Below are 19,828 nucleotides of genomic sequence, written 5' to 3'. Positions count from 1 at the left end.
CGTTCGCCCCGGCCGAGCCCCCGGATCAGCGGACCGTGAAGGTCGTGCCGAGCGAGGCGGCGGCGTCGCCGCCGACCCACACGTCGAACACGGACGGGTCGAGCACCCGGTCGCGCGCCGCGGCGTTCCAGTAGCGGCGCTCGTCCGGCCCGACGCGGAACACGACGCGGCGCTCCTGCCCCGCAGGGATCGCGACGCGCTGGAAGCCCTTCAGCTCGCGGACGGGCCGCGCCGCGGTGCCGGAGCGCTGGTGCAGGTAGAGCTGCACGACCTCCTCGCCGTCGTGCGCGGCGGTGTTGCGCACGGTCACCGCGACCTCGACGACGCCGTTCAGCCCGACCTCCTCCGCGTCGACCGCGAGGTCCGCGTAGGCGAACCGGGCGTAGCTGAGGCCGTGTCCGAAGGGGAAGAGCGGCGTGCTCGCCTCGTCCCAGTAGCGGCGGCCCTGGTTCTCCGGCTCGTGCGACGTCAGGTGCGAGTAGACCATCGGCACCTGGCCGACGGTGCGGGGCCAGGTGAAGGGCAGCTTCCCGCCCGGCACCGCGTCCCCGACGAGCAGGTCCGCGACGGCGGCGCCGCCCTGCGAGCCCGGGTACCAGACGTCGAGGATCGCGGGCACGTGCTCGGCAGCCCACCGCAGGTCGAGCGGCCGCCCGTTCATCACGAGCAGCACGGTCGGCGTGCCCGTGGCGACGACGGCCTGCAGCAGCTCGAGCTGCCGCCCCGGCAGCTCGAGCGAGGAGCGGGAGGCCGCCTCGCCGATCATGTTCTGCCACTCGCCGAGCACGACGACGGCGACGTCCGCCTCCTCCGCGGTCCGCACGGCGCGCGCGAGCTCGGCCTCGGGGTCGAAGCCCTCGGGGTCGGAGGGGGCGTTGCCGCCGAACATGTCGAACATGGAGGGGAAGGTGCGCTGCCCGACCGGGACGCCCGGCGCGAAGTCGACGCGGACGCCGTCGCCGAGACGGGCGCGGAGGCCCTCGAGCACGGTGACGGTCTCGTCCAGGTCGAAGTCGAACACCCAGGGGCCCAGGGTGTCGCGCTTCGAGCCCGCGAGCGGGCCGAGCACGGCGACGCGCGACAGCGCGGCGGGGTCGAGCGGCAGCAGGTCGCCCTCGTTCTTCAGCAGCACGGCGGAGCGCCGGGCCGCCTCCCGCGCGACCTCGCGGTGCGCGGGGTCGGCGAGCACGGCGCGGGCGCGCTCCTCGTCGACGTACGGGTCCTCGAGCAGGCCGAGCCGCAGCTTCACCTCGAGCACGCGGCGCACCGCCGCGTCGAGCGCCTCCGCCGACACCTCGCCGTCGGCGAGCGCGGCCGGCAGCCGGTCGAAGGCGGGATCGGTGATCGCCATCTCCATGTCGAGCCCGGCCTCGAGCGAGCGCGTCGCCGCGGCGCGCAGATCCGGCGCGAACCCGTGCGTCACGAGGTTGCGGGCCGCGTTCGCGTCGCTGACGGTGAAGCCCTCGAACCCGAGCGCGTCGCGGAGCACGTCGGTGAGCAGCCAGCGGTTCCCCGTCGCGGGGATGCCGTTCAGCCCCATGTACGCGGTCATCACGTTGCCGGCGCCGGCCTCGATCGCGGCGGCGAACGGCGGCAGGACGACGTTCCAGAGGTCGGCGTCCGACAGCGACGCCTCGTCGTAGTCGCGGCCGCCGAGGGCGTAGCCGTAGCCCGCGAAGTGCTTCGGCCCCGCGACGACGCGGTCCTCCGCCCCGAGCCGGTCGCCCTGGAAGCCGCGCACCTGCGCGGCCGCGACCGCGGCGCCGAGGTACGGGTCCTCGCCCGCGCCCTCCACGATGCGGCCCCAGCGCGGGTCGCGGGCGATGTCGACCATCGGCGCGAACGCCCAGTGGATGCCGACCGCGCGGGCCTCCGCGGCCGCCACCGCCTGGCCGGCCTCGATCGTCGCGGGATCCCAGGACGCGGCGAGCGCGATCGGGACGGGGAGGATCGTGCGGAACCCGTGGATCACGTCGAAGCCGAACAGCGCGGGGATCCCGTGCCGGTTGCCCTCCACGGTCAGGCGCTGCAGCCGGTTGATCTCGGCGGGGTCGGTCACGAAGAGCAGCGAGCCGACGCCGCCGCGCGCGAGCGCCGCCTCCACGGCCCGCGGCTGGGCCGCGACGTCGAGGCCGATGGCGGGGTTGTCCTCCGCCTCGGGCGGCAGCGAGAAGTAGAAGTACTGGGTCAGCTGCCCGGCCTTCTCCTCGGGGGTCATCGCCGCGAGGAGCGCGTCGATGCGCTCGCGGACGTCGTCGTCGGTCATGCGGTCTCCCGGTCGTCGAGCGCGGATGGGGCGGAGGGGGTCGGGGTGGCGGCGCGCCCGGACTTCGCGACCGAGCCGGACGCGGCGAAGGCGGCGGCCATGAGCGCGACGATCAGCCAGAAGGCGCCGAGCAGGCCCGTGCGCTCGGCGATCCAGCCGATCGCCGGCGGTCCCGCGAGGCTCGCGAAGTAGCCGATGGAGGCGACGACGCTCACGCGCGCCGCCGGGTTCGGGCCGCTCTCCGCCGCGGCGGACATCCCGAGCGGGAAGCCCATCGAGACGCCGACGGCCCACAGCAGCACGCCGAGCAGCACGAGCCACCAGGTGCCGCCGAGGATGAAGAGCACGAGCCCGACGACGCCGATCGCGGTCGTGATCCGCATGGTGGGTACGCGCCCGATGCGGTCGACGACGGGGCCGGCGAGCACGCGGGCGGCCGCCTCCCCGATCGCGAAGGCGGTGAAGAACAGGGCGGCGATCGCGGCGGTCTGCCCGTGCTCGCGCTGCACGCCGAGCGTCAGCCAGGTGTTCGCGGAGCCCTCGCCGAGCTCGACGCCGAGCAGGACGATCCCGATCAGCAGCAGCCGCACGTCGAGCCAGCCGCGCAGCCAGCCGCGGATCGCGGCGCCCGCGCGCCGCTGGTCGGCGGGCAGGTCCTCGGCGGCGTGGGCGGGGAGGTGGCGGCGCACGACGACGGCGACGACGGCGATCAGGACCGCCTCCCCGCCGAACTGCTGCGACGGCGTGACGCCGAGCGCCGCGCACGCGGCGCCGATGCCGGACCCGACGGCGACCCCGACCGACCAGGCCGCGTGCATGAGCGGCATCAGCGTGCGGGCGGCGGCCCGCTCGACCGCGGAGCCCTCGACGTTCAGCAGCACGTCGACGAGCCCGATGCCGAACCCGACGATCGCGAACGCGATGGCGAGGAGCGGGATCGCGCGCAGCCCGATCCCGGCCGACAGCAGGCCCATGCCGGCGGCGATCACGAGCAGCGCGAGCGGCACGCCGTTCCGGGTGCCGAGCCGCGCCGCGATCGGGGTGGCCGCGAGCAGGCCGCCGATCGAGCCGATCGTGATGAACGCGAGGACCGTGCCGATGACGCCGGTGCTCGCCTGCAGCTCCTCGGTGAGCGCGGGCAGCCGGGTGCCCCAGGCGGAGACGGTGATCCCGCCGGTCGCGAAGCCCGCGATGATCGCGTTCCGCCAGCCGGTCACGCGGACGGGCGCGACGAGTTCCGTCATGGCATGCGCCTCCCCGGCGCGCACGATCCGGACGATCCCCGACCGAGGGGATCGCGACGCCTCGACGAGTCGGAACCTGCCACTGGAAGGTTCCCGGTCAGCGTACGCGCCGCGGGCGCGGCGGGACAAGGCGGCACGGGCGTGTCCCGATCAGGGCGCGTCGGGCAGGAGGCGGCGCAGCAGCTCGAGCGAGCGGCGCACGTCGACCGCGTCCGGGTCGAGCAGCCACTGCACCTGCAGGCCGTCGGAGGCGGCGATGAGCAGCGCCGCCGCGTCGACCGGGTCGACGTCGGCGGCGACCTCCCCGGCGGCCTGCGCGGCCTCGATCCGCACCGCGATGAGGCGCCGCAGCTCGGCGAAGCGCTCCCGCACGAACGCGGTGGTGGCCGGGTGCTGCTCCTGCAGCGCGTCCGTGCTGAGCGTGGCGTAGAGCCGCACGAGGCCCGGCACCGACCGGTTCCGGTCCGCGGTCTCGGCCATCGCGCCGACGACCCCGCGCGGCACGGCGGCCTGCGCGTCGTCGCGCGCCTCGTGCTCCCGGTACACGGCGATCAGCAGCTCGTCGCGCGACGGGAAGTAGTGCCGCAGCGCGGTGTGCGACACGCCGATCTCGTCGGCGAGCGTGCGGAGGGAGGCGCCCTCCACCCCGCGCTCGGCGACGAGCTCGATCGCCCGGTCGAGGATCTGCTGCCGCCGCCGCTCCCCCTTCGCGGACCGCTCGGGCCCGGCGGCCTCCTCCGGCATCAGGCCTGCGCCAGCGGCGAGAGCACGAGCTCGTCGATGCGGACGTGGGCCGGCGCGTCGAGCACGTGCAGGATGCTCCGCGCCACGTCGTCCGGCGTGAGCATGCGGGCCCGCGCGGCCTCGTCCGGCACCTGCGGCCGGTGCTGCAGGAAGTCGGTGGCGACGTCGCCCGGGCAGAGGTGGGTGGCGCGGACGCCGTGCGCCGCCTCCTCGGCGTTGAGCGAGCGCACGACGGCCGCGAGCGCCGACTTGCTCGCGCTGTAGCCGACGCCGGACCCGGCGTTGAACTCCCAGGCCGCGCGGGACGACACGACGACGACGGTGCCGCCGCGCTCGCGCAGCGCCGGCAGGGCGGCGGCGATCGCGTGCACGGCCGCCAGGAGGTTCACGGTCACGACCGCGTCGAAGCCCGCCGTCGTCTGGTCGGCCCAGTGCCGCTCCCGCAGGTTGAGCCCCGCGGCGACGACGACCTCGTCGAGCGCGCCGAACGCGTCCTGCACCGCCGCGGCCGTCGCGGCCGCCCAGCCGGGATCCGCCGCGTCGCCCGGCAGCACGAGGGCCTCCCCGCCCCCGGCCCGGATCCGCTCGGCCAGCTCCGTCAGCCGCTCCTCGCGCCGGGCGCTCAGCACGACGCGGCGCCCGGTGCGCACCGCCGCCAGCGCCGCCGCCTCCCCGATGCCGCTCGACGCCCCGACCACCCAGGTGACCCGCTGCTCAGCCGCTCCCATGCCGCCTCCTCGTGACCGTGCCTAGTCTGGCCGCCGGACGGGGACGCGAGGAGGCGCCGATGCTGCTGGACCTTCGGGACCGGGTCGTGATCGTGACGGGCGCGGCGCGCGGGATCGGCCGCGGGCTCGCGGACCGGTTCGTCGCCGAGGGGGCGCGGGTCGCCGCGATCGACCTCCGGTTCCCCGACGGATCGCCCGACGACCGCCTCGCGGTCGAGTGCGACGTGACCGACGAGGCGAGCGTGCAGGCGGCCGTCGACGCGGTCGTCGAGCGCTGGGGCACCGTCGACGTGCTCGTGAACAACGCGGGGATCAACGCGGAGGGCCAGGTCGCCGACCTCGACCCGGCGGTGTTCCGGGCGGCCATGGAGGTGAACGTCGTCGGCGTCTTCCTCGCCTGCCGCGCGGTGATCCCGGTGATGCGCCGCGCGGGCCGCGGCCGGATCGTCAACGCGGCGTCGTTCGCCGCCATCGTGCCGAGCGTCGCCTCGGCCGCCTACGCCGCGTCGAAGGCCGCGGTCGTGCAGCTCACGCGGGTGCTCGCGAGCGAGCTCGGGCCGTGGGGCATCACCGTCAACGCGTACGCGCCCGGCATGGTGCCGACCGCGCTGAACGGCTTCGCCGAGATGCCGCAGGCGGACCAGGACCGGCTGCTCGACACCCTGTCGCTGCGCCGGTGGGAGACGCCGGACGACGTCGCGGACGCGGTCGTGTTCCTCGCGAGCGACGCCGCGGGCTACGTCACCGGCACGCTGCTCGACGTGAGCGGCGGCAAGCTCGCGACGCAGATCCCGGCGAAGGCGTACGAGGCGGCGCGGTCCGCGCCCGAGCCGCCCGCACCGCTCGGCTGACGGGGCTCGGCCGACCGGGCGCTAGATGACGGCGGTCATCCCGCCGTCGACGCGGAGCACCTGGCCGTTCACGAACCGCGCCTCGTCCGAGCAGAGCCAGAGCGCCGGGCCGACGACGTCGTCGACCGCGCCCCAGCGCCGCGCCGGCGTGCGGCCGGTGATCCACGACGAGAACGCCTCGTCGGCGACGAGCGCGGCGTTCAGCTCGGTGTCGATGTAGCCGGGCGCGAGGCCGTTCGCGCGGAGCCCGAGCGGCGCCCACTCCGCGCACATCGAGCGCGTCAGCCCGACGAGCCCGGTCTTCGCGGCCGCGTAGTTGCCGGTCGTCGGCCGCACGATGCTGCTCTGCACCGAGCAGATGTTGAGGATCACACCGGCACCGGCCTCGATCATCGGGCGGGCCGCCGACCTGGCCACGAGGAACGCGGAGACGAGGTCGACCTCGATCACCCCGCGGAAGTCCTCCGCGGTCATGTCGACGAGCGGCGCCCGGCGCTGCACGCCCGCGTTGTTGACGACCGCGTCGAACGCGCCGAGCTCCTCGTGCAGCGCCGCGAGCGCGGCGTCGACCGCGTCGGCGTCCGCCACGTCGAAGGCGGCGACCCGGACCCGATCGGCCGGCGCGCCCTCGGCGACGAGCCGGTCGGCGGCGGCGCGGACGCCGTCCTCGCTGCGGCCGTTCAGCACGACCAGGGCGCCCTCCCGGAGGAACCCGGCGGCGATGCCGGCGCCGATCCCCCGCGTCGACCCGGTGACGAGCACCCGCCGCCCGCTGAACCGGGCCCCGCCGCTGCTCGTCCCGTCCGCTGCGCCCACGGCGAGACCGTACCGCCGGCCGGAGCCCCGGCTCAGGGCAGGCGCGGAGCGGCGGCCAGCAGGGCGCGCGTGTACGGGTGCTGCGGCGCGGCGAGCATGGCGGCCGTGGCGCCCTGCTCGACGATCGCCCCCTCCTGCATCACGACGACCCGGTCCGCGACGTGCTGCACGAGCCCGAGGTCGTGGGAGACGAGCACGATCGTCAGGCCGCGGTCCGCCCGCAGCCGCCGCAGGAGCTCGAGGACCTGCGCGCGGACGGTCACGTCGAGCGCGGAGAGGGGCTCGTCGCCGACGAGCAGGCGCGGCCCGTGGACGATCGCGCGGGCGATGGCGACCCGCTGGCGCTGGCCGCCGGACAGCTCGTGCGGGTACCGCGCGGCGAACGCGGGGTCGAGCCCGACGTCGCGCAGGCCGGCCGCGACGAGCGCGCGGTGGTCGCCGTCGACGCCCTGGGCCCGGAGGGGCTCCGCGATCGTGCGGCCGACCGTCATCCGGGGGTCGAGGGAGGAGGAGGGGTCCTGCAGGACGACGCCCGTCGCGCGGCGCAGCCAGCGGGTACCGGCGGCGGAGCCCGGCTCCACCGGGCGGCCGTCGAACCGGACCGTGCCGGCCGTCGGCGCGTCGAGGCCGAGCAGCAGGCGGACGAGCGTCGACTTGCCCGAGCCGGACTCGCCGATGATCGCGAGGGTCTCGCCCTCCACGACGTCGAGGTCGACGCCGCGCAGCGCGTGCCGGACCGGGCGGGGACCGAGCAGGGCCGTCCGGGGCATGCGGTGGTCGCGGACGAGGCCGCGCGCCTCGATCAGGGTCACGCCTCCCCCTCCGCCGGCGTCCAGCTCGTCGCCCGGGCCGCCGCGACGAGGGCCGCGGTGACGAGGTGCTGCGGTGCCGCGAGGAGGCGCTCCACCGACCCGGTCTCCACGGCACGGCCGTCCGCGAGCACGAGCACGTCGGTGCAGACGCGGGCGAGCACCGCGAGATCGTGGGTCACGAACACCAGCGAGGCGCCGGTCTCCGCGACCAGGCGGTCGAAGAGGTCGAGGACCTCCGCCTGGATCGTCACGTCGAGGGCCGTCGTGGGCTCGTCCGCGAGCAGCAGCCCGGGCGACGCGGCGAGCGCCGCCCCGATGCCGACCCGCTGCCGCTGACCGCCGGAGAGCTGGTGCGGGTACAGGCGGACCGCCTGCTCGGGCTCCGGCAGCCGCACGAGCGCGGCGAGGCGCAGCGCCTCCGCCCGGGCCTCCCGCCGCGAGGCGAGCCCGTGCAGCCGGAGCGGCTCGGCGAGCTGGTCGCCGACGGTGCGGAGGGGGTCGAGGCTCGTCAGCGGGTCCTGGAACACCGCGCCGATCCGGCGGCCGCGGATCCGGGCGAGGCGCCGCTCGGGCAGGCCGAGCAGCTCCTCGCCGTCGAGCCGGACGCTGCCCGTCGCCTCCGCCCTGTCGGGCAGCAGGCCGAGCACCGCGAGCGTCGTCAGCGACTTGCCGCTGCCGGACTCGCCGACGATGCCGAGGCGCGCGCCGTCGGGCACCGAGAAGGTCAGGCGGTCGACGACGACGCGGTCGCCGAACCGGATCGTCAGCTCCGTCACGTCGAGGGTCATCGCGTGCGCTCCGACCGCGACCGGACGAGCCGGGGATCGGTCGCCTCCCGCAGCGCGTCGCCGAACAGGTTGAAGGCGAGCACGGTGACCGTGATGGCGAGGCCGGGCCAGATCACGGTGAGCGGGTAGAGCGTCACGTAGTCCTGCAGATCGTTCAGCAGCCGCCCCCAGGACGGCGTCGACGGGGGCGCCCCGTAGCCGAGGAACGAGAGCCCCGCCTCCGCGAGCACGGCGACGGCCGCGGACAGGGAGAGCTGCACGATGAGGACCGGCGCCGTGTTCGGCAGGACGTGGTCCGTGAGCGTGCGCACCGGGCCCAGCCCGGCCGCGCGCGCCGCGAGCACGTACCCGGTGCGGGCGACCCGCCGGATCTCGCCGCGGCTGACCCGCGCGATGTTGACGCCGAACCCGATGCCGGTGGCGATCACGACCACGCCGAGCGACGGCCCGAGGACGGCGCTCAGCATGATCGCGATGAGGAGCACCGGGAAGGCGATCAGCACGTCGATCAGCACGGCGAGGGGCTCGCGCAGCCGGCGCGGACCGAGCGCGCCGAGCGCGGCGAGGACCACGCCGACGACGGCGGCCACCGCGGCGGACAGCACGGCGACGAGCACCGTCGTCCGGGTGCCCGCGAAGACGTAGCTGAGGATGTCGCGACCGGTGCCGTCCGTGCCGAAGGGGTGCGCCGCGGTCGGCCCCTGCCACCGGTGGAAGGGGTCGGTCGCGAACGGGTCCTGCGGCGTCCAGACCAGCGAGACGAGCGCGCAGAGCACCAGCAGGACGAGGACGGCGGCCCCGAACGCGCCGGCGGGGCGCCGCAGCAGCTCCCGCAGCCAGGTCGCGCTCACGCGGCCTCCCGCTCCCGCGGGTCGACGAGGCGGTGCACCACGTCGACGACCGCGCCGACGACGAGGATCAGGCCGGTCAGCACGAGGAGCTCGCTCTGCACCTTGACGAGGTCGCGGTTCCCCACGTCGGCGACCAGCATCCGGCCGACGCCGGGCAGCTGGAACAGCTGCTCGACCACGACCGCGCCGACGAGCAGCGCGGCGATCTCGAGCCCGATCACCGAGACGACGGAGAGGAGGACGCCCGGCAGGCCGTGCACGACGAGCGCCCGGTTCAGCGTCATCCCCCGCGCCGCGGCGGCGCGGACGTGGTCCTGCCCGAGCGCCTCGAGGGTCGCCGACCGGGTGAAGCGGAGGACGACGGCGCCCTCCACGACGCCGATCGTGAGCGCGGGCAGGATCAGGGAGGCGAACGCCCGGCCGGGCTGCCGCCAGCCGTCGAGGGGGAAGCCCTGCACGGGCAGCAGGTGCAGCCAGCTGCCGAGCAGCAGGATCAGCAGCACGCCGGCGAAGACGACGGGGACCGCGGCCAGCAGCTGCGCCGCCGCGGCGATGAGGAAGCCGCCGGCGCGCCGGTGCAGCACCGCGGAGAGCACCCCGAGCGGGAGGCCGAGGCCGAGGCCGAACAGCAGGGAGAGGCCGGCCAGCGGCAGCGTCACCTCGAGCTTCTGCCCGAGCTCCGCAGCGACCGGGCTGCCGGTGACGAGCGAGCGGCCGAGGTCGAGCCGTGCGACGCCGCCGATCCAGTCGAGGAACTGCAGGACCACGGGCCGGTCGAGGCCGAGCTCGGAGCGGATCCTGGCGACCTGCGCCGCCGAGGCCTGCGTGCCGCCGACCACCTGCGCGACGTCGCCGGGCAGCACCCGCAGGACCGCGAAGATCAGCACGGCGGCGACGAGCAGGCCGAGCAGCAGCAGCGCGACCCGGGTCGCGAGGAAGCGCAGCACGGACGCGGCCGCCTGCTAGCCGGCCACGGCGAGGTCGCTCAGGTTCAGCCGGTTGCTCGTGAAGTCCGCCGGGAAGCCGGTGACGCCGTCGCGGATCGCGGTCTCGTTGATGGCGGTGTAAAGCCACACGGCGGGCACGTCCTTCGCGACGATCTCGGCCGCCTCCGCCAGCTTGGCGTCCGCGTCCGACGCGGTCAGCGCCGTGGAGGCCTCGCCGTAGAGCGCGTTCACCTTCCCGTTCGAGTAGTCGAAGTAGTACCCCGGCGTGACCCAGTTGGCGAAGTCGTGCGCCTCCGCGTGGTCGACGAAGCTCAGCTCGTAGTCCTTGTTCGTGTAGACCTTCGTCAGCCAGGTCGTGAAGTCGACGCTGTTCACCTTGAGGGTGACGCCGACGGCCTTGAGCTCGCTCGTGAGCACGTCCGTCACGGCGGTGCCGTACACGTTCGGGATCGTGAGGGTCAGCGTCGTCCCGGCGACGCCGGCCTTCTGCAGCGCCGCCTTCGCCGCGGCGGGGTCGTAGGGGTTCAGCGCTGTGAGGTCCCGGTAGCCGGGGTCGCCCTTCGGGATCGGACCGCCCTGCGCGACGCCGTCGCCGCCGATCGCCGCGATGATCGCCTTCGGGTCGATCGCCTGCTTCAACGCCCGCCGCACCTCGAGCCGGTTCAGCGGCGCCTTCTTCGAGTTGAGGACGAGCGTGTACTTGTCGGTGGAGATGCCCTTCTTCAGGGCGAAGTCCTGGTTGCCGGCGAACTTCGCCTTCAACGTCGGGTCGACGGTCGTGAGGACCTGGATGTCGCCGTTCAGGGCCGCGTTCACCGCAGCGCCGCGGTCGGAGAAGTAGCGGAAGACGACCGAGGCGACCTTCGCCTTCGTCCCCCAGTACTTCGCGTTGCGGGTCAGCGTGATGCTGTCGCCCTGCTTCCACGCCTTCAGCAGGTAGGGCCCGCTGCCGACCGCGGTGGTCTTCAGGTCGTTCGTCGCCTCCTCGTCGAGCACGAGGCCCGCGCGGCCGGCGAGGGAGTAGAGCAGCTCGGAGTCGGGCTTCGACAGCGTGAGCCGGACCGACGTCGCGGACGGCGCCGTGATCGACCGCACGGCCGCGAGGTCGCCGTTGCCGACGTCCGTCTTCGTGTCCTTCACCTGCTTCAGGCTCCAGACCACGTCGGCCGAGTCGAGCTCGTGGCCGTTGCTGAAGGTCGTGCCGGGCTTCAGCGCGAAGTCGTAGGTGAGGCCGTCGGCGGAGACGGTGTGGGTCTTCGCCAGCACGTCGTGGATCCGGCCGCTGCCGTCGAGGCCGACGAGCCCCTGGTAGACGTTGTCGATCAGCACCTGGTCGAGCGCGACGCCCGACGTGGTCCGGACGTCCAGATCGGTCGGCTCGAGGTAGAGCCCGACGCCGACCGTCGCGTCGCGGTCGGTCGCGCCGCCCGTCGACGAGGTGCCCGGCGAGCAGGCCGCCAGCGCGACCGCGAGGCCGATGCCGATGCCTGCGGCGAGCAGGGACCTGGTGGTGCGCATGTCAGTCATTCTCCCGTTCCACGAGCAGTGGACGGGTCAACCACTCTGCGCGGCGAGGAATGCCCGGTCGAGGTCGCGGATCAGGTCGGCCGGGTCCTCGATGCCGACGGACAGCCGGATGAGGCCCGGCCCGATGCCGGCGGCGGCCAGCTGCTCGGTCGGCTGGCTCGAGTTCGTGGTCGACGCCGGGTGGATGACCAGGCTGCGGACGTCGCCGACGTTGGCGAGGTGGCTGAACAGCCGGACGCCGTCGACGAACCGGCGCCCCGCGTCCAGGCCGCCGTCGATGTCGAAGGAGACGATCGCGCCGCCGCCGCGCGGCAGCAGCCGCTGCGCGACCTCCGCGAACGGCGTGCCGGGGACGGACGGGTGGTGGACCGAGAGCACCTGCGGGTGGGAGCGCAGGTGCGCGACGACCGCCTCCGCGTTCGCGACGTGCTGGCGCATCCGCAGGCTCAGGGTCTCGAGCCCCTGGATGAGCATGAAGCTGTTGAAGGGCGACGGCGCGGGCCCGTAGTCGCGCAGCACCGTGCTGCGGAGCCGTCGGCTGTACGCCTGCCGCTGCGGTGAGAATCGGGCCCAGTACCCCTCGGTGCCGTGCCCCGCGTCGGGCACGTGAAAGCCGGGCCAGCGCTCGGGCTCCGCGCCGAAGTCGAAGGTGGCGCCGTCGACGACCACGCCGCCGATGACGGTGCCGTGGCCGGAGAGGAACTTCGTCGTCGAGTGGACGACGACGTCCGCTCCGTGCTCGAGCGGCCGCAGGAGGTACGGGGTCGCGAGGGTGTTGTCGACGACGAGCGGCACCCGCGCCTCGTCGTGCGCGACCGCCGCGAGCGCGGGCAGGTCGGCGACGGCGCCCGTCGGGTTGCCGATGCTCTCGACGAAGAACGCGCGCGTGCTCGGCCGGACGGCGGCCCGCCAGGCGTCGAGGTCGCCGACCGGCACCGCCGTCGTCGTGATCCCGATCTCGGCGAACCGCTGGACGAGCAGGTTCGTGGTGCCGCCGTAGATCTGGCTGGCCATGACGATGTGGTCGCCGCTGCGCAGCAGGTTGAGCAGGGCGAGCGCCGTCGCGGACTGGCCGCTCGCCGTCGCCACCGCATCCGCGCCGCCCTCGAGCGCGGCGATCCGCCGCTCCGCCACCGCGGTCGTGGGGTTGCCCATGCGCGTGTAGCCGAACCCCTCGACGTCGTCGAGCAGGAACTGCGCGGCCGCCTGCTCGGCGCTGTCGTACACGAAGCTCGAGGTCGCGAAGATCGGGGTCGCCCGGGCCCGGGTGCCCGGATCGGGCGCGGCCCCCGCGTGCACCTGCGCGGTGTCGAAGCCCCAGTCCTCGTCGCTCATCCGACGGACGCTAGCGGCGCACGGCGGCACCCGCAGGGCGCCGCGTAACACGGCGTCAGCGTTCGGGCGCCGCGAGGGCGCGGATCGCGGCGGCGAGCCCGGCCGGGTCCTGCTCCTGCACGTTGTGCCCGGTCTCGAGCTCGACCACCGTCGCGCGGGGCACCCGCTCGCGGAACTCGGCGACGACGTCGTCCGGCAGGTAGCCGTGCGCGGCGCGCACGAGCAGCACCGGCACGTCCGTGCCCGTGAGCGCCGACCACGGCGTCGTGATGTCGGGCAGGCCCGGCACGTCCTTCGGCGGATACGCGAGGTGGTGCTTCCACACGACCTTCCCGTCGTCGCGGACGCGGGTGTTGTGCGCGACGCCGCGCGTGATCCTGGCGCGGTCGGACCCGATGCCGGCGGCGATCGCGTTGTCGACGATCTGCTCGCGGGAGTCGAAGACCTGGTCGCCGGCGAGGAACTCCGTCACCTGCCGGGCGTCCCCGACGCGGAGGCCGGGGCTCGCGTCCACGACGACGAGGGCCCGGACGAGGTCCGGCCGCTCCGCCGCGAGCGCGACCGCGGTGAGGCCGCCGAGCGACTGCCCGACCACGACCTGCGGCCCGGTCCCGAGCGCGTCGAGCAGGCCCGCGACCGCGTGCGCGTTCGTCACGGGCCGGTAGTCGAAGTCGTCGCGCCACGCGGAGTCGCCGTGGCCGGGCAGGTCGACGGCGAGCGCCTCCTCCCCCAGCGCCAGCAGCGTCGCATCCCAGGTGTGCGCGTTCAGCCCCGCACCGTGCAGCAGCGTCACCCCGGGGCGGGCACCCCACCGCAGCGCGCTGACGAGGCGACCGTCGACCTCGACGCCGACCCGTTCGACGCGGGGCAGGGGGCCGTCGACGCCGAGCTCGGCGGCGTCGGCGGCGAGGGACGTGGTCTCGTCGAGGTCGGTCACGCCCCGATCCTCCTCCCCGGCAGGACGACGCCCGGCCTATCGTGCGGTTCATGACGAGCAGGCACATCAGCACCGTGATCCGCGCCCCGCGGGACCGGGTCGTCGGGATCGCCCGCGACCCCGACCTGCTGCCGCGGTGGGCGGGCGGCCTGGCGCAGGGCGAGGTGCAGCAGGAGGGCGACGGCGCCTTCGCCGTCGACTCCCCGATGGGCCGCGTGAGGGTCGTCTTCGCGGCCCCGAACCCGTACGGCGTGCTCGACCACGACGTGACGCTGCCGGACGGCTCCGTGACGCGGAACCCGTTCCGGATCCTCGAGCACCCCGACGGCGCGGAGGCGGTCTTCACCCTCCGCCAGGGCGTCGCCTCCGACGCCGACTTCGAGCGCGACGCGGCCGCCGTGACGGCCGACCTCGCCCGCCTGAAGTCCCTCGCGGAGCGCCGACCTCCCCGCACGTGAGGTGGTTTCGGCACGGGCGCGGAGCGCCCGGCTCAACCACCGTGCTCCGCTGGTCGAGGTGCGAGCGCAGCGAGCCTTGACCACGGGTTCCCGTTTGTCGAGGTGCGAGCGCAGCGAGCCTCGAGACCACCCCGCACTGCATCCCGCTTTGAGCCAGGTGTTTCCGTTCATCGGGATGGCGTGTCTTCGTGCGGCGGAAACGGGCGGATGCAGTTGAAACGGGCCGACTTGCTCCGGATTCGTGCCGCTTCACCGGCGTCGGAGCGGCACGGATCCGGAGCGAGTTCGAGGCTGTGGTCTCGAGGCTCGCTCCACTCGCACCTCGACCAGCGGGGCGGGAGAGCGCGAAGCGGATGCGAGCCCAGGGCGAAGGATGGGGGCGTGGACACGCGGCGCTTCGGCAACCTGGTGAACGGGTCGACGGCACTCGGGGTGCTGCTCGCCCGGCTCGGGAGGGCGCGGATTCGCCGGGGACCCCACGGCCTGCTGATCGCCGACGGTGTCCGGCTGCCGCTGCGGGGCGCCGGCGCGATGACCGTCGGGAACGTCGTCCTCGTACCCGGATCCGCCGGGGCGCTCGTGGGCGCGCTGCCGCGCGTCCTCGAGCACGAGTCGCGGCACGCGTCGCAGTGGCTGCGCTGGGGCGGCCTCCCCTTCCTGCCGGCCTACCTCCTCGGCGCGGCCTGGTCGCTGGTGGTGTCCGGCGACCGCGCGGCGCACAACCCGTTCGAGCGGGCCGCCGGTCTCGCCGACGGCGGTTACCAGGACGTCCCGCGTCGCCGGCTGCGCCGCTGACGCGCCGCCTCAGCCGCGGACGGGCCGCCGCTCGACCGAACCGAGCAGCCGGACCACGAGCACGGCGGCGAGCGAGCCCGCCGCGAGGATCGCGGCGAGGACGACGATCTGGAACCGGCCCGCCTCGAAGGGCGGCAGGCCGCCGAAGACCGCCCCGACGAAGGCGCCCGGCAGGGTCACGAGCCCGGTGGTCTTCGTCTGGTCCACGGAGGGGACCAGCGCGGTGCGCACGGCGCCGCGGGCGAGGTCGCGGGTCGCCTCCCGCGGCTGCGCCCCGAGGGCGAGCCAGCCCTCCACCTCGTCCCAGTGCTCGTCGACGGCCTCGAGGAAGCGGCGCGCGGTCAGGGTCGTGATCGCCATCGCGTTGCCGACGACGATCCCGCCGATCGCGAGCAGGTAGCGCGGGGTCGGCGCGAGCGCGCCGCTCGCGAACACGACGGCGAGCGCGAGCGCCGTGCCCGCGCCGATCGCGGCGAGGACGACCCCGAGGTGCCGCCGGCTCCGGCCGAGCCGCCGCGTGGACGTCGCGACCGCGACGCCGAGCATGACGAGCAGCGCGACCCCGACCCAGACGGGGCTCGTGATCACGCCGGTGAGGATCAGGCTGATGACCGCGAGCTGCACCGCCGCCCGGAGGACGGCGAGGGTCGGGCCGAACCGCTCGGGCACGCCGGCGAGCGCGAGCACCGCGACGGTGGCGCCGCACAGCAGGGCGACGCCGACGAGGGTCGGCACGATCGCGGCGACGCTCGGCACGGGCCCATCCTGGCCCGGCCCGCGCGTCAGACGCCCGCGGGCACCTCCCGCTCGTCCGGGCCGACGTACGCCGACAGCGGGCGGATCAGCGCGTTCGCGGCCCGCTGCTCCATCACGTGGGCGGTCCAGCCGGTCACCCGCGCGGCGACGAAGAGCGGCGTGAACTGCGCGGTGTCGAAGCCGAGGAGGCGGTACGCCGGCCCGCTCGGGTAGTCGAGGTTCGGCTGTATGCCCTTCGCGGCATCCATCGCGCGCTGCAGCGCGTCGTACAGCGCCTCGAGGTCCTGCGCGCCGTGCTCGGCGACGAGGCGGCGCATGGCGGCCTCCATCGTCGGGACGCGGGAGTCGCCGTGCTTGTAGACGCGGTGGCCGAAGCCCATGATCTTCCGCTTCGCGGCGAGCGCGTCCTGCAACCAGGCCTCGGCGCGGTCGGCCGAGCCGATCTCGTCGAAGGCGACCATGACGGCCTCGTTCGCGCCGCCGTGCAGCGGACCCTTGAGCGCGCCGATCGCCGCGGTCACCGCCGAGTGCAGGTCGGAGAGCGTCGAGGTCACGACCCGGGCCGTGAACGTGGAGGCGTTGAACGAGTGCTCGGCGTAGAGCACCGCCGAGATCCGGAACACGTCGGCGGCGACCTCGGTCGGCTCCTCGCCGAAGGTCGTCCAGAGGAAGTTCCGGGACCAGTCGAGGTCCTCACGGGGCTCGACGGGCTCGAGCCCGCGGCGGCGGCGCTGGTCGTAGGCGACGATCCCCGGGATCGCGGCGAGCAGCCGCTCCGCCTTCGCGAGCTCCGCCGCCCGCGACGCGTCCTCCGCCTGCGCGTCGAGCGCGCCGAGCAGGCTCACCGCGGTGCGGACGACGTCCATCGGGTGCGCGTCGTGCGGCGTCGCGTCGATCACGGCACGCACCCGCGGGTCGAGCGCCCGGCCGGCGCGCTCCCGCGCCTCGAACGCGGCGAGCTCGTCCGGCGTCGGCAGCTCGCCGTGCCAGAGCAGCCACGCGACCTGCTCGAACGAGCAGCGCGCGGCGAGCTGCTGCACCGGGTAGCCCCGGTAGAGCAGCGAGTTGGTCTCGGGGTTGACCTTCGAGATCGCCGTCGTGTCGACGACGACCCCGGCGAGCCCCTTCTTGATCTCCTGGTCGGGCACGGCGCTCCTTCGCGGCTCAGGCGGACCGGTTGTTCGCGAGGTCGAACGAGGCGACCCCGTCGTCGAACGCCGAGTAGGCGGCGTAGTCGACGAGCTCGTAGAGGCGGGCCCGCGTCTGCATCCCCGGCACCTCGGCCTGGAGCGACCCCGACGCGGCGAGCTCGTCGAGCCCGCGCTCGATCGCGCCCATGGCGATGCGGAGCAGGGAGACGGGGAAGATGACGAGGTCCACGCCGACGTCGCGCAGCTGGTCGACCGTGAAGAGCTCGCTCTTCCCGAACTCGGTCATGTTGGCGAGGATCGGCACGTCGACGGCGGCTCGCATCGCGGCGAACTCCTCGAGCGACGCCATCGCCTCCGGGAAGACCGCGTCGGCACCCGCGTCGACGAGGGCCTTCGCCCGGTCGACCGCGGCGGCCATCCCCTCGACGCCGCGCACGTCGGTGCGCGCCATGATCACGAGGCCCGGGTCGCGCCGCCCCTGCACGGCCGCGCGGATCCGCTGCAGCGCGGTCCGCTCGTCGACGACCTCCTTGCCGTCGAGGTGGCCGCACCGCTTCGGGTTGACCTGGTCCTCGATGTGCAGCCCGGCGACGCCCGCGTCCTCGAGCGCCTGCACGGTCCGCGCGACGTTCATCGGCTCGCCGAACCCGGTGTCCGCGTCGACGAGCACCGGCAGGTCGGTGGCGGAGGCGACCTGCGCGGCTCGCGTCGCCACCTCCGTCAGCGTGGTCAGGCCGATGTCGGGCAGGCCGAGCTCGTTCGCCATCACCGCGCCGGAGAGGTAGACGCCCTCGAACCCCTTCTCCTGGATCAGGCGGGTGGAGAGCGGGCTGAAGGCGCCGGGCATCCGCACGATGCCGTCGGCGGCGAGCAGCTCGCGGAAGCGACGGCGCTTCTCGGCGGCCGGGACGGTGGAGGAGAGCATCAGAACAGTCCCTTCGGCGCGGCCGGCAGCCCGGTCGCGGTGAACGTGAGGCCGGCGAGCTCGTCGGGCGCGAGCTCCGGCAGCCGCTGCGCGACGGCGAGGAAGCGCTCGATCTCCTCCGGCTCGACGACGCCGGCGGCGAGGGTCCGGAACTTCGCGACGTAGTCGGCGCGGGCGAAGGGGCGCGCGCCGAGCGGGTGCGCGTCGGCGACGGCGATCTCCGCCGTGATCGTGCGCCCGTCCGCGAGGTCGATCTCCGCGCGGCCGCCGAACGCCTGCTCCGCCGGGTCCGTCGAGTGGTAGCGACGCGTCCACTCCGGGTCCTCGGCCGTCGTGATCGAGCGCCAGAGCGCCACGGTGTCCGGACGAGCCGCGCGCTCGGGGGCGTAGGAGGCGGCGTGGTCCCAGACGCCGTCCTGCAGCGCGACGGCGACGATGTACGGGATCGAGTGGTCGAGCGTCTCCCGGCTCGCGGTCGGGTCGTACTTCTGCGGGTCGTTCGCGCCGGAGCCGATCACGAAGTGGGTGTGGTGCGAGGTGTGCAGCACGATCCGCCGCACGGCGCCCGGCTCGAGGATCTCGGGGTGCTCGGCGCGCAGGCGGCGGGCGAGGTCGATCCACGCCTGCGCCTGGTACTCGGCGGAGTGCTCCTTCGTGAAGGAGGCGAGGATCGCGCGCTTCGGCTCCCCCGGGCCCGGCAGCGGCACCTCGTACCGCGCGTCCGGCCCGTCGAGCAGCTGGGCGATGACGCCGTCCTCGCCCTCCCAGATCGGCGCGGGGCTCGTCTGCCCGCGCATCGCGCGGTCGACCGCCTCGATGGCGGCCTTCCCGGCGAAGGCGGGGGCGGACGCCTTCCACGTCGAGATCTCGCCCTTGCGCGACTGCCGCGTCGCGGTGGTCGTGTGGAGCGCCTGGCCGATGGCCTGGTAGATCGTCTCGACGGGCAGCCCGAGCAGGGCGCCGATGCCGGCCGCGGCGCTCGGGCCGAGGTGCGCGACGTGGTCGATCTTGTGGGCGTGGAGGCTGATCGCTCGGGCGAGGTCGATCTGCACCTCGTACCCGGTGACGATGCCGCGCAGCAGGGCGGCGCCGTCGGCGCCCGCGTGCTGCGCGACGGCGAGGACCGGCGGGATGTTGTCGCCCGGGTGCGAGTACTCCGCGGCGAGGAACGTATCGTGGAAGTCGAGCTCCCGCACCGCGGTCCCGTTCGCCCACGCCGCCCACTCCGGCGAGAACCGGCCCGGGATCCCGAACACGGTGGCACCCGGTGCGGCGGGGTGCGCCTCCGCCTGCCCGCGGGCGGCGACGACGGGCGCGCGGCGGACGGAGGCGGCGGCGACGGCCGCGTTGTCGATCACCCGGTTCACGACCATCTCGGCCACGTCGTCGTCGACCGGCACGGGGTCGGCGGCGACCTCCGCGATCCGCCACGCGAGGTGCTCCTCGCGGGGGAAGACCTCCTCGCTGCGGTGCGGGCGGACGGTCGAGGTCTGCATGCTGAGCACAGTAATCACCGGACTCCCGGTGCGCGCTCGGCGCGTCACGAGGGCGCTCCGGCTACCCTCGTGCCGTGGCGGGACGGCATGTGAAGCGCGAGGCTCCGGAGCCCGGCGACGAGGTCGTCGTCGAGTTCGTGGACGCCCCGGTGCCCGACACCCGCGAGATCATGGTCATCCCCTCCGCCGGCCTGCCGCTCAGGCTCGAGCGCGACGGCGTCGAGTACGCGCTGACCGAGGGCCACGAGGGCGACCCGGTCCGCTACGACTACTCGAGCGCCGCGGCCGAGGAGGCCGCACCGCGCCGCCGCCGGCGCCTCTTCTCCTAGCCCCGCCACCCGCTGCCCCGCGCGGTGCTCCTGCCCCCGCGCGGTCGGCATGCGGACCGCGCGACGCCACGG

The 19,828-nt window shown here is 74.9% G+C and carries 20 protein-coding genes; 4 read left to right on the top strand and 16 right to left on the bottom strand.

The genetic code is table 11. The features are described from left to right. Positions 1 to 25: 25 nt before the first annotated feature. The 4 genes from D1781_RS03150 to D1781_RS03135 all read right to left on the bottom strand — a co-directional run bounded on the left by D1781_RS03150 (position 26) and on the right by D1781_RS03135 (position 4,982). On the bottom strand, positions 26 to 2,266 hold the full coding sequence (locus tag D1781_RS03150) for a glycoside hydrolase family 3 N-terminal domain-containing protein (RefSeq protein WP_119480802.1): 2,241 nt from the start codon (positions 2,264 to 2,266) through the stop codon (positions 26 to 28). Next, entirely contained in the window at positions 2,263 to 3,510 is a 1,248-nt protein-coding gene (locus tag D1781_RS03145; protein WP_119480801.1) for an MFS transporter, read from the bottom strand. The genes D1781_RS03150 and D1781_RS03145 overlap by 4 nt, the downstream gene beginning before the upstream one ends. 150 nt (positions 3,511 to 3,660) lie before the next feature. Continuing rightward, positions 3,661 to 4,254 (bottom strand): TetR/AcrR family transcriptional regulator, encoded by a 594-nt coding sequence (locus tag D1781_RS03140; protein ID WP_119480800.1) that lies wholly within the window; start codon positions 4,252 to 4,254, stop codon positions 3,661 to 3,663. Further along, positions 4,254 to 4,982 (bottom strand): SDR family oxidoreductase, encoded by a 729-nt coding sequence (locus tag D1781_RS03135; RefSeq protein ID WP_119480799.1) that lies wholly within the window; start codon positions 4,980 to 4,982, stop codon positions 4,254 to 4,256. The genes D1781_RS03140 and D1781_RS03135 overlap by 1 nt, the downstream gene beginning before the upstream one ends. 59 nt (positions 4,983 to 5,041) lie before the next feature. Here D1781_RS03135 and D1781_RS03130 point away from each other — a divergent pair, with 59 nt between their 5' ends. Next, positions 5,042 to 5,833: an SDR family NAD(P)-dependent oxidoreductase gene (locus D1781_RS03130; RefSeq protein WP_119480798.1), complete on the top strand. Its 792-nt coding sequence runs from the start codon at positions 5,042 to 5,044 to the stop codon at positions 5,831 to 5,833. Between the two features lie 21 nt (positions 5,834 to 5,854). Here D1781_RS03130 and D1781_RS03125 read toward each other — a convergent pair whose 3' ends face one another. From D1781_RS03125 to D1781_RS03090, 8 genes are read right to left on the bottom strand one after another with little or no spacing between them, the layout of a single operon-like run. Next, a complete protein-coding gene (locus D1781_RS03125; RefSeq protein ID WP_119480797.1) occupies positions 5,855 to 6,649 on the bottom strand; it encodes an SDR family NAD(P)-dependent oxidoreductase in 795 nt (264 codons plus the stop codon). A 32-nt stretch (positions 6,650 to 6,681) separates the two neighbouring features. Beyond that, positions 6,682 to 7,419 carry an ABC transporter ATP-binding protein gene (locus tag D1781_RS03120; protein ID WP_119481708.1) on the bottom strand — a complete coding sequence of 246 codons (738 nt, stop codon included), beginning with the start codon at positions 7,417 to 7,419 and terminating at the stop codon, positions 6,682 to 6,684. A gap of 38 nt (positions 7,420 to 7,457) precedes the next feature. Then, entirely contained in the window at positions 7,458 to 8,249 is a 792-nt protein-coding gene (locus D1781_RS03115; RefSeq protein ID WP_119480796.1) for an ABC transporter ATP-binding protein, read from the bottom strand. Further along, on the bottom strand, positions 8,246 to 9,100 hold the full coding sequence (locus D1781_RS03110; RefSeq protein WP_119480795.1) for an ABC transporter permease: 855 nt from the start codon (positions 9,098 to 9,100) through the stop codon (positions 8,246 to 8,248). The genes D1781_RS03115 and D1781_RS03110 overlap by 4 nt, the downstream gene beginning before the upstream one ends. Next, complete coding sequence (locus D1781_RS03105; protein WP_119480794.1) at positions 9,097 to 10,047, bottom strand: ABC transporter permease; 951 nt, start codon at positions 10,045 to 10,047, stop codon at positions 9,097 to 9,099. The genes D1781_RS03110 and D1781_RS03105 overlap by 4 nt, the downstream gene beginning before the upstream one ends. Positions 10,048 to 10,062: 15 nt before the next feature. Next, positions 10,063 to 11,565, bottom strand: coding sequence for an ABC transporter substrate-binding protein (locus D1781_RS03100; RefSeq protein ID WP_119480793.1), 1,503 nt, complete (start codon positions 11,563 to 11,565; stop codon positions 10,063 to 10,065). Positions 11,566 to 11,601: 36 nt separating this feature from the next. Next, complete coding sequence (locus D1781_RS03095) at positions 11,602 to 12,909, bottom strand: O-acetylhomoserine aminocarboxypropyltransferase/cysteine synthase family protein (protein WP_119480792.1); 1,308 nt, start codon at positions 12,907 to 12,909, stop codon at positions 11,602 to 11,604. Positions 12,910 to 12,964: 55 nt separating this feature from the next. Beyond that, positions 12,965 to 13,846, bottom strand: a complete 882-nt coding sequence (locus D1781_RS03090) for an alpha/beta fold hydrolase (protein ID WP_119480791.1) — start codon at positions 13,844 to 13,846, stop codon at positions 12,965 to 12,967. Positions 13,847 to 13,896: 50 nt separating this feature from the next. On the opposite strand from D1781_RS03090, the gene D1781_RS03085 reads away from it, so the two are divergent. After that, complete coding sequence (locus D1781_RS03085) at positions 13,897 to 14,304, top strand: SRPBCC family protein (RefSeq protein WP_199706359.1); 408 nt, start codon at positions 13,897 to 13,899, stop codon at positions 14,302 to 14,304. Positions 14,305 to 14,685: 381 nt separating this feature from the next. Next, positions 14,686 to 15,099, top strand: coding sequence for a hypothetical protein (locus D1781_RS03080; protein ID WP_233550947.1), 414 nt, complete (start codon positions 14,686 to 14,688; stop codon positions 15,097 to 15,099). A gap of 9 nt (positions 15,100 to 15,108) precedes the next feature. Here the strand turns inward: D1781_RS03080 and D1781_RS03075 are convergent, their stop codons facing one another. The 4 genes from D1781_RS03075 to D1781_RS03060 are packed head-to-tail and all read right to left on the bottom strand — an operon-like array spanning position 15,109 to position 19,427. Continuing rightward, positions 15,109 to 15,855 (bottom strand): ABC transporter permease, encoded by a 747-nt coding sequence (locus D1781_RS03075; RefSeq protein ID WP_119480790.1) that lies wholly within the window; start codon positions 15,853 to 15,855, stop codon positions 15,109 to 15,111. Positions 15,856 to 15,881: 26 nt separating this feature from the next. Then, entirely contained in the window at positions 15,882 to 17,003 is a 1,122-nt protein-coding gene (locus tag D1781_RS03070) for a bifunctional 2-methylcitrate synthase/citrate synthase (RefSeq protein WP_119480789.1), read from the bottom strand. A gap of 16 nt (positions 17,004 to 17,019) precedes the next feature. Continuing rightward, a complete protein-coding gene (prpB, locus tag D1781_RS03065) occupies positions 17,020 to 17,931 on the bottom strand; it encodes a methylisocitrate lyase (RefSeq protein ID WP_119480788.1) in 912 nt (303 codons plus the stop codon). Further along, positions 17,931 to 19,427, bottom strand: coding sequence for an MmgE/PrpD family protein (locus tag D1781_RS03060; RefSeq protein WP_119481705.1), 1,497 nt, complete (start codon positions 19,425 to 19,427; stop codon positions 17,931 to 17,933). The genes prpB and D1781_RS03060 overlap by 1 nt, the downstream gene beginning before the upstream one ends. A gap of 74 nt (positions 19,428 to 19,501) precedes the next feature. On the opposite strand from D1781_RS03060, the gene D1781_RS03055 reads away from it, so the two are divergent. After that, on the top strand, positions 19,502 to 19,756 hold the full coding sequence (locus D1781_RS03055) for a hypothetical protein (RefSeq protein WP_147392018.1): 255 nt from the start codon (positions 19,502 to 19,504) through the stop codon (positions 19,754 to 19,756). Positions 19,757 to 19,828 lie beyond the last annotated feature (72 nt).

This window comes from Amnibacterium setariae, assembly GCF_003581425.1.
Taxonomy (GTDB): Bacteria; Actinomycetota; Actinomycetes; order Actinomycetales; family Microbacteriaceae; genus Amnibacterium; species Amnibacterium setariae.
The sequence above is the reverse complement of the archived record's forward strand: the minus strand, read 5'-3'. Positions and strand labels throughout refer to the sequence as shown.

Coding starts and splice junctions, on each gene's coding strand:
- D1781_RS03130 (WP_119480798.1), top strand. CDS start 5,042: ATGCTGCTGGACCTTCGGGACCGGGTCGTGATCGTGACGGGCGCGGCG.
- D1781_RS03135 (WP_119480799.1), bottom strand. CDS start 4,982: ATGGGAGCGGCTGAGCAGCGGGTCACCTGGGTGGTCGGGGCGTCGAGC.
- D1781_RS03060 (WP_119481705.1), bottom strand. CDS start 19,427: ATGCAGACCTCGACCGTCCGCCCGCACCGCAGCGAGGAGGTCTTCCCC.
- D1781_RS03120 (WP_119481708.1), bottom strand. CDS start 7,419: ATGCCCCGGACGGCCCTGCTCGGTCCCCGCCCGGTCCGGCACGCGCTG.
- prpB (WP_119480788.1), bottom strand. CDS start 17,931: ATGCTCTCCTCCACCGTCCCGGCCGCCGAGAAGCGCCGTCGCTTCCGC.
- D1781_RS03095 (WP_119480792.1), bottom strand. CDS start 12,909: ATGAGCGACGAGGACTGGGGCTTCGACACCGCGCAGGTGCACGCGGGG.
- D1781_RS03150 (WP_119480802.1), bottom strand. CDS start 2,266: ATGACCGACGACGACGTCCGCGAGCGCATCGACGCGCTCCTCGCGGCG.
- D1781_RS03145 (WP_119480801.1), bottom strand. CDS start 3,510: ATGACGGAACTCGTCGCGCCCGTCCGCGTGACCGGCTGGCGGAACGCG.
- D1781_RS03085 (WP_199706359.1), top strand. CDS start 13,897: ATGACGAGCAGGCACATCAGCACCGTGATCCGCGCCCCGCGGGACCGG.
- D1781_RS03100 (WP_119480793.1), bottom strand. CDS start 11,565: ATGCGCACCACCAGGTCCCTGCTCGCCGCAGGCATCGGCATCGGCCTC.
- D1781_RS03140 (WP_119480800.1), bottom strand. CDS start 4,254: ATGCCGGAGGAGGCCGCCGGGCCCGAGCGGTCCGCGAAGGGGGAGCGG.
- D1781_RS03115 (WP_119480796.1), bottom strand. CDS start 8,249: ATGACCCTCGACGTGACGGAGCTGACGATCCGGTTCGGCGACCGCGTC.